Genomic DNA, 8,440 nt, shown 5'->3' with positions numbered 1-8,440 from the left:
TTTCAAAAGTATAACATTTTAGCTCATCCCCCCAGGTTTTGTTCTTGACCCATAATATCAGGTATTTGAGGATATGTTTTGCGCTTTATGATAATCGCTTGCTATTGATTAGCAAAATGTATTGCCTACCTTAAGCAGATAATAGTTAAGTCTTGTAAACTGAAAATAGATTTCTATTTAATGAACCTCTGAATGAGCATAGCATCCAGATTAAGGTAACTTTTAAGCTGCTCTTGATTAGCCATTTCAAAGTCTTGAAAGTCAAACCCAGGTGCTACAGTGCATCCTGCAAGGGCGTATTCTGTTTCTGGGGAGGGTTCAGCTGCAAACCAAGTGTTCTTAGGTACTACACAAACGGGTTGTTCTCCGCCTTCTATATCCATACCTAATTTGAGGAGCTTTATTGTATGATCCTCTAGAATATAAATATGAATGACTCCTCCGGCATAATGATGCCAAATCTCGTCTGACTTGATTCTATGAAAGCAAGAGTAATCGCCTTCTTCTAAAAGGTAATAAATAGCAGTGGAATGATTCCGATCTCCTGTGAATCTCTCAGGTAAGGAATCGGCTTTAATAAATTCTTCTGCTCGATATATTTCTTTATAATATCCGCCTTCTGGATGAGGGGCAAGGTCTAGTTGTTTAACCCAATAGGAGGCTATTTTTTTCATTATTCAATGCCTTTTCTTAAGTTCTTCGATTGTGTGGCACCAAGAGTCCAGGTGAGTCTTATAGATAGTACTGAATGTCTCTGGTCAGAACTCTGTTTTTGATCATTTTGATTAATTAATAAATCCTCATCATCACCAGACCATAAGGAGGTAAGGCCATATTGGTATCTCACATTAATGGAAGCGCTTTTCCATATCCTGTATTTAAAATCAGCTATCCAATCTACATTGTCTTGTGCAAAATATCCATCACTCAGTGTATTAGATACTTCTTGTCCATTAACAATCCATTGAACTCTAACTAGCCTTGAATAAGAAAATCCAGTACCAATGGTCAGTCCGTTTTTGTCATTATATTGAAAGATTAAAGGGACTTCGGCATAATCTAATCTGGCTTTATAATATGGGACACTATCCTCGTATATGCCATTTCTTTTATATGCCCCTTTTTGGTTGAATAAGGCCTGAATATTTACAGAAAATAAATCATTAATAGGAACGATAGCACCTGCGCCAACTACCAAGCCTGGTTTCTGAAATTTTAAGCTACCATTGTTTACTAAATCTCCTTCTATTTTCGACATGTTTAATCCGATGATGGCTTCTCCCATAATTCTTTGAGAATAGGCGTTTTGTGTCAAAAATAATCCGCCAATAATGACGATATAAAGTATCTTTTTAATCATATCTATTTTTTATAAGATCAGGAACGCAAAAGTATCAACATATATTATAAAGTCTAATGAATTTAACTTTTTCTAATGTAATTATGTCGTTCTTATATTCCAGTTTCCTAATCTCTCAAACTTTGAACTTTTTCTATTTCATAGAAAGCTGAATCCTCTTTCTTAACAAATCTACTTCAATAACCGTAACCATCAGTTTTTGACCAATATGAACAAATTGATTGGGGTCTTTCACAAACTCGTTGGCCATATTACTCTTGTGAACCAATCCATCCTGATGAACACCTATATCAACAAAGGCACCAAAGGCGGTAATATTAGTTACAATTCCCCTTAATTTCATTCCTCCATGTAAGTCTGATGGTCGATTTATGTTGGGATCAAATTCCCAGGCATCGTATTCTTTTCTTGGATCTAAACCAGGTTTTAATAATTCTTTCTTGATGTCTTTTAAAGTAGGTAATCCTATGGTATTGCTAATGTATTTCTCTAAATCTAATTCTTCTAGAACTTTTTCACTACCCATTAAGTCCTCGAGTTTAAGGTTTAAATCTTTAGCTATTTTGTGAACAATGGCATAGCTTTCCGGATGGACAGAGGAGGTATCTAAAGGATTATCTCCATCGTTAATTTTTAAGAACCCAGCTGATTGCTCAAAAGCTTTTTGTCCGAGGCGAGCTACTTCGAGTATTTGTTTTCTGTTGGTGAAATTGCCATTTTCTTTTCTGTATTTCACAATGTTTTCGGCTAAAGATGGTCCAATACCTGAAACATAAGCCAATAGTTGCTTTGAGGCAGTATTTAAATCAACCCCTACCGCATTAACGCAACTCATTACCACTTCATCTAAGGATTGGGTGAGTTTATTTTGATCTACATCGTGTTGGTATTGTCCCACTCCAATGGATTTTGGGTCAATCTTTACCAATTCTGATAATGGATCTATAAGCCTTCTTCCTATGGAAACAGCTCCTCTTACTGTGACGTCATATTCTGGAAATTCTTCTCTAGCTACCTTGGAAGCCGAATAGACTGAGGCTCCACTCTCGTTTACCATAATGGCTTTAATCTCCTTATTGAAATGTAATCTTCTAACAAAAGAATCGGTTTCCTTTCCAGCAGTTCCATTACCAATGGCTATCACATCAATTTTATAGGCATCGGTAAGAGAAGTAATTTTGTGGGCTGCTAATTTGCTGTCTTTTTGAGGAGGGTGCGGAAAGATAGTCTCGTTGTGCAGTAAGTCACCGTTCTCATTTAAACAAACCACTTTGCAGCCCGATCTAAAACCAGGATCTATTGACAAAACCCTCTTGTTTTTTAGGGGAGGAGCCAAGAGGAGTTCTTTGAGATTCTTCGCAAAGATAGCTATGGAATCTAGATCTGCCTTTTCCTTTAACTCATTTTTAAACTCAGTTTGTAAGCTGGGTTGTAGTAATCTTTTATAGGCATCTTTAATACAAAGTAGAAGATGATTTCGAGTGGTAGAGCTCCTTCTGATATATTGTGATTCTATTAATTCGATTGCATTTTCAATAGGGGGCTCAATTTTGAACTTGATGAATCCCTCGTTTTCTCCACGATAAATTGCTAGTATCCTATGAGAGGCAGCTTGTTTCACTCTTTCTCTATAATCAAAATACATGGAGAACCGATCGCCTTCTTCTTCTTTTCCTTTCACTAATTTGGAGATGATTTCGCCTTCCCTTTGAAATAGATATCTTAATCTTCTTCTGATAAGAGGATCCTCACTAATCCATTCAGCAATAATGTCTCTTGCGCCTTGTAAGGCCTCCTCAGTGTCTTTTACATTGCTATTGATAAATCTTTTGGCTGAGTATTCAATGTCGTCATTACTTTGCGACATCATCATTTTTGCTAAACCTTCCAGTCCTCTTTCTTTTGCAACAGATGCTTTGGTTTTTCTTTTGGGTTTATAGGGTAAATAAAAATCCTCTAATTCCGATTTATCTGTAATAGAATCTAATTTCTTCTTGAGTTCCTCAGTTAGAATTCCCTGCTCATCTAATGATTTGTATATGCTGTCTTTTCTTTGATTGAAAGATGTTATTTGCTCAGCAATATCTCTAATACTTGCAATTTGTACTTCATCTAACCCGCCTGTTTTTTCCTTTCTATAACGGGCAATAAATGGGAGAGTAGCATCGGCTTTCAGTAATTCTAAAACCGCTTCTACTTGTTCGGTTTTGATGTTGATTTGTTGAGCAATCTTTATAATCATAAAACTATTTATTGAGGAATTGGTGAATTTTTAAAACTTGAGGAACTAGCATCTGGCTTCCGTCATTGTATATGATGTAATCAGCAGCATTTTCTTTTCTTTCGTCCGACCATTGGTTGTTCATCCTAGCTAAAACGTCCTCTTCATTGGCATCATCTCTTTGCATCACTCTTTTTAATCGGATATCCTTAGGGGAGGCTATAGTGATGGTTTTGTCCATCAGATGATCGAATCCGTTTTCAAATAAAATAGCAGCTTCTTGTATTACATATTTACTTTTTTGCTGCTGAGCCCAAAGCTGAAAATGGTCTCTAAGTTGAGGGTGGATGAGGTGATTGAGTTTTTCAAGTTCTTTGGCATTGTTAAATACTATGGATGCTAATTTCTTTCGATCTATTTGCTTGGTACTCGATAATACAATGGAACCAAAAATTTCAGCTATTTTTTCAATGGTTTCAGAAGAATTTAATATGTTCCTGGCTTCTAAATCAGCATAATAGATAGGCACGTTTAGAGCTGAAAAAATTTGACAAACCCATGTTTTTCCACTGCCTATATTTCCAGTAAGTCCTACTTTTATCATCTATTTGATTATTATAAATTCAGCCACTTTGGGGGAGAAATCAATCACACGAATATCATCAGGAAATGATTCTAGACTGATATTTAACTTGCCAATATTTAGAGGATCTATTGCAGCAATTACTTTAAAACCTTCAGGCTTTATTTCATTAAATTTCTCAAAAGAGACAGCATATTTTATTTCTATGTGCTTGGGAAATAGTCTGATGTTTTTGTTATCAATGAAATCTTGGGGAATAGGTATCGTTATTTTAGCTTCGGTGAATTTTTCAACCTCAACTATCAGCTCCGAAGTTCTTACTTTGGTGTTTACATTTGAGGGGATTAGGAGTTTTATTTGATCTTTAAAAGATAAATCCAATTCTGTATAGGTTTTGGATTCAGTGTAAACCGTATCGATGAGGTCTAACTTATTTTGACTACCATATAATGTGATGATCTGTGGCTGTAATCTGGCGGCTCCTTTAAGCTGAAACTGTGGGAGTAATAGGTATTTAATATTTGGAAAGATGGTTACTTCTTTTGTAGCCAGTTTTTCAAATTTTAATACCAAGCTATCTGGTCCCAATAATCTGAGATTTTTCGCTGAGCTAAATATTTTGTTGAGCTCCTCAATCTTTGTTCTTACCAAAGAATAAGATTGCTTGATTTGAGCATTGATTTGTGAAGTTGTCATTTCAGGGATATTCAATTCCAATGAGCTAGGAGAACCGAATAGGCTGGTTCCTATCAAATCGAATCCATTATCGGTAATTCTGATTTGGATAACAGAATCGGGTTTGTTGATGAGTATTTGATCTTCAGGATAATTGTGGTACTTCACCGGAATATTTACATTGATTTCGTATTCTTGAGAGAGTTTGATGAGCAGCCATAGAAATGCAGAGATGCCTAGACAAATTAAAAAAACGATTGTGTTTTTATTTTTTATTTTTAAAAATGAATAATCCATAAGGAAAGGTAAAATTATGAAAAAAGCTCTTTGATGCACAAATTAAGTACAGCAAAGAGCTTTTTTTGATGCATCAAACTTGATTAGAGTCTTTTTGCAATTTGAGAACTTGAACTAAAAAGCATGAATTCGAGTCTTGTGTGGTGCTCCAAATGTGAGTTTACATCAGTAAATGACTATTTGGAGCGCAAGTCTGCCTGACGATAAGGTAGGCATAACGAAGAAGTCGAGCTTTATAGACGAACACTATTTAGTTTGTCCAATAGGAGTATCCTGCGGAACAATACCAGATTTTACTACTTTTATTTTTGTTTGACCTTCTGTTTCAATAATCACAGAAGTCTCATCAATTTTAATAACTTTTCCTAAGATCCCACCTAGTGTAACTACTTCGTCGCCTTTTTTCAATTCTTCACGAAATTTTCTTTGTTCTTTACTCTTTTTCATCTGAGGACGAATAAAGAAGAAATAGAATACTACGATGACAAGAATAAGAGGTAAAAAAGACATGATCCCACCTGATTCAGCGCCATCCGCTGGAGGTGTCATTAATAAGATTGAAAGTAAATTCATTGTTTTGATTTTATATTATTGTTTATTTTTCTATTTATTGACCAGGTTTAATCACGTCTGCTTTAATATACAAGTTTTGTTTAGCAGGTGTGGAATTGGTCAAGACGGTAATTCTTTTGTTTTGAAAACCCATTCTATTTTGACTATCGAATTTTGCTTCAATAGCTTTCGTTTCTCCTGGCTTGATAGGGTCTACCGGGTAGTTAGATGCAGTACACCCACAAGAGGTACTCACTTTTGCAATAAGTAAATCGGTATTCCCAGTATTAGTAAATTTGAAACTATAAGAAACTACTTCGCCTTGTATCACCTTACCAAAGTCATGCTCTGTTTTCTTAAAACTGATGAGGGGCATCTTCATGTCCTCGTCAAGCCCAGCAGCAGAATTAGGATTGCTAATTATATCAGCAGGTAATTTATCAGGATTGTTTTTACAAGAGACAAAAGCCAATGCTAAAACAAATAAAATGATATATCTATTCATCTGTTAATGTCTTATTTAATTTGTCAGATGGAACCACATAAAATAAAATAATCATTTGGTCGTAAAGAATTATAATTATTTTAATTACGCTTGTTTCATATTCAATAATTTCAATTGAGCGCAAAAGTAATAAATATTAGATGATGAGAAAATGTTTTTTGATTTTGGCTTGGTTAAAGATGTTTAAAATATTCATGACTTACCATTAGTAATGAGAAGAAGTTTCAAATTAAATAAGTCTAGGAGGAGAATTGCTGTTTTTAAAATAAAAAAAGCATTGAAAATCATATAGATTATCAATACTTTATAAATTAGTCCGTGACCCCAGGAGGGCTCGAACCCCCAACCCTCAGAGCCGAAATCTGATATTCTATCCAATTGAACTATGGGGCCTTCTAAATTTTAATGTTTAAAGATCAGAGTTCTAAATACTTATTAAAACACGAGTTTCAAAACTTTTAACATTAATCATTTTTACTTTGAACTTTTTTTTTGGTGGAGCTGGAGGGATTCGAACCCTCGTCCAAACTTATAGCCCAATGGCTTTCTACATGTGTAGTCTCTTATTAATTTTCGAGATAAGAACCGGGAAAAGACACCCAATTCTTAACCTTATCCTCTTAATTTCACTTCTTGGTCGAGGTTCCTAAAAAGCTATCTCCGAATTTTCGACTCCCTAAATACAGCTTGGAACAGAGCAGGTCCGTCTGCAGGAAGGCATAGTCCCGAAATCTAGTTTCGTGGATTAAGGTAGTCTAGCTGAGCTATGACTACGCAGCTAATGCGTAATTATTGTTATCGCCATTTACATAGCTGTGAGAATTAGGATTAACGAGCCATATTCACAACACTCGACATGCTTACCATCACACTTATACGCTGTCTAATCCAGTCAACCCCATGTGATATCCCATTTAAGGGCTGCAAAGATAGTAAATAGGAATGAATAAAAGAACTATTTATCCTTATTAATGGAATGGTATACTTCGTCTAGTTGTTTGCCAACTGCGTCAAAAGAAAAATGTTCCTTAGCATATTGACGAATGGAGGAGGGCTCAAAAGAATCTAAATGGTCTAGCATCCATTGGAATTGTTCCAAGAGTTGTTCAGGTTGTTTCGGTTCTATGAGTATTCCTTTTGTGGAGTCAAGGTGTTCGCTGATGCCACCAACGTTTGTGGAGAGTACTGGGAGTCCGCATGCCATGGCTTCGTTGATAACCACTGGCATGTTTTCGTAATTACTATTGACAAGCATGAAACTTGCTTTCATATACTCGTCAACTAACTCTTGCTTTTCTAACAAGCCTCTAAACTCAATGAATGATTCCAATTTATATTCTTTGCTTAATTCTTTTAGCATAAAATAGTCTATGCCATCCCCGATTAATATCATCTTAAAATCATCTCTTTTTTGAGCTAGTGCCTTAACCATTTTGATGATACCCGTTATGTTTTTGCTTTTGTTTTCAAAAGTGCTCACATGAATGACGCTTTTGGTCTTTTCTTTTTGAAGTATAAAATCATATTGAAAGAATATGTCATCTACTACATTTGGAATAATTCTGTAATGGTTGTTATTTAGTCCATGAGAGAGAAGAGCTTCTTGTAAGTTTTGAGTAACAGGAAGAACTGCACTTGCATTTTTAACAACATATTTTGTAAGCATCTTTCGTAAAGCTCCTTTATAAGTATTTACAGTTGTAAGGTATCTCGACCAATGTTCGGTAATGACAAATGGAATGTTTTGTGTTTTGTGGCTATATAAAGCTAACAGCCCAGCTCTAGTTAAAATGTGAACATGAATTAAGTCTATTGGTTTTCTTTTTTGTATTAATGATAAGCCCTTTTTGTATTCTATGAGGAATCTAAAGAGGTAACTAATCTTATTCTTTGGTTTGGGATAGTAGATATATAAGCTATGAATTCCATCATCTAAATACTCCTCGATTTCAGTTTTAGTAAGAATATTATCAATAGCTTTTAAATAGAGTACACTGATCGTGTTTTTTCTATTGGCTGCCTGCGCATGTTTTTTTACAAATAGGCCCCACATTTTGTCATACCTATTGGGGTACCATTGGGGTAAAAATAGGATATGTTTAGCTTCGTTTTTCATTCAGGTGCAAACCTATTTACAATATTTTAATTATCAAATTTCTATTTTACTTTTTAATTAACGTCACTTATTAATATTTATAGGGTTACCCATTTAGTTCACAAATAGTTGTATATGAGTATATTATTTTG

The 8,440-nt window shown here is 34.9% G+C and carries 8 protein-coding genes, 1 tRNA gene and 1 other RNA gene; all 10 read right to left on the bottom strand.

Annotation, left to right across the window (positions count from 1 at the left end; genetic code table 11):
- Positions 1-173 precede the first annotated feature (173 nt).
- Positions 174-674, bottom strand: coding sequence for a cupin domain-containing protein (locus HNS38_RS19230; protein ID WP_172276881.1), 501 nt, complete (start codon positions 672-674; stop codon positions 174-176).
- Entirely contained in the window at positions 674-1,360 is a 687-nt protein-coding gene (locus HNS38_RS19225) for an outer membrane beta-barrel protein (RefSeq protein ID WP_172346929.1), read from the bottom strand. Before HNS38_RS19225 ends, HNS38_RS19230 begins: the two co-directional genes overlap by 1 nt.
- Positions 1,361-1,493: 133 nt before the next feature.
- A complete protein-coding gene (locus tag HNS38_RS19220; protein ID WP_172276887.1) occupies positions 1,494-3,602 on the bottom strand; it encodes a Tex family protein in 2,109 nt (702 codons plus the stop codon).
- Between the two features lie 4 nt (positions 3,603-3,606).
- Complete coding sequence (coaE, locus tag HNS38_RS19215; protein ID WP_172276890.1) at positions 3,607-4,185, bottom strand: dephospho-CoA kinase; 579 nt, start codon at positions 4,183-4,185, stop codon at positions 3,607-3,609.
- Positions 4,186-5,136, bottom strand: coding sequence for a hypothetical protein (locus tag HNS38_RS19210; protein ID WP_172276893.1), 951 nt, complete (start codon positions 5,134-5,136; stop codon positions 4,186-4,188).
- A 246-nt stretch (positions 5,137-5,382) separates the two neighbouring features.
- A complete protein-coding gene (yajC, locus tag HNS38_RS19205; RefSeq protein ID WP_172276896.1) occupies positions 5,383-5,709 on the bottom strand; it encodes a preprotein translocase subunit YajC in 327 nt (108 codons plus the stop codon).
- A 34-nt stretch (positions 5,710-5,743) separates the two neighbouring features.
- Positions 5,744-6,193, bottom strand: coding sequence for a DUF1573 domain-containing protein (locus tag HNS38_RS19200; RefSeq protein ID WP_172276899.1), 450 nt, complete (start codon positions 6,191-6,193; stop codon positions 5,744-5,746).
- A 319-nt stretch (positions 6,194-6,512) separates the two neighbouring features.
- A tRNA-Arg gene (locus tag HNS38_RS19195) sits at positions 6,513-6,586 on the bottom strand.
- A 100-nt stretch (positions 6,587-6,686) separates the two neighbouring features.
- Positions 6,687-7,093: a transfer-messenger RNA gene (ssrA, locus tag HNS38_RS19190) on the bottom strand.
- 55 nt (positions 7,094-7,148) lie between these two features.
- Complete coding sequence (locus tag HNS38_RS19185) at positions 7,149-8,309, bottom strand: glycosyltransferase (protein WP_172276902.1); 1,161 nt, start codon at positions 8,307-8,309, stop codon at positions 7,149-7,151.
- Positions 8,310-8,440: the final 131 nt, after the last annotated feature.

It is taken from the genome of Lentimicrobium sp. L6 (assembly GCF_013166655.1).
Taxonomy (GTDB): domain Bacteria; phylum Bacteroidota; class Bacteroidia; order Bacteroidales; family UBA12170; genus UBA12170.
This window is presented reverse-complemented; position numbering and strand designations above follow the sequence as displayed.

Excerpts from the sequence above, each read along its gene's own strand:
- yajC (WP_172276896.1), bottom strand. The coding sequence starts at position 5,709 with ATGAATTTACTTTCAATCTTATTAATGACACCTCCAGCGGATGGCGCT.
- HNS38_RS19210 (WP_172276893.1), bottom strand. The coding sequence starts at position 5,136 with ATGGATTATTCATTTTTAAAAATAAAAAATAAAAACACAATCGTTTTT.
- HNS38_RS19200 (WP_172276899.1), bottom strand. The coding sequence starts at position 6,193 with ATGAATAGATATATCATTTTATTTGTTTTAGCATTGGCTTTTGTCTCT.
- HNS38_RS19220 (WP_172276887.1), bottom strand. The coding sequence starts at position 3,602 with ATGATTATAAAGATTGCTCAACAAATCAACATCAAAACCGAACAAGTA.
- HNS38_RS19230 (WP_172276881.1), bottom strand. The coding sequence starts at position 674 with ATGAAAAAAATAGCCTCCTATTGGGTTAAACAACTAGACCTTGCCCCT.
- coaE (WP_172276890.1), bottom strand. The coding sequence starts at position 4,185 with ATGATAAAAGTAGGACTTACTGGAAATATAGGCAGTGGAAAAACATGG.
- HNS38_RS19225 (WP_172346929.1), bottom strand. The coding sequence starts at position 1,360 with ATGATTAAAAAGATACTTTATATCGTCATTATTGGCGGATTATTTTTG.
- HNS38_RS19185 (WP_172276902.1), bottom strand. The coding sequence starts at position 8,309 with ATGAAAAACGAAGCTAAACATATCCTATTTTTACCCCAATGGTACCCC.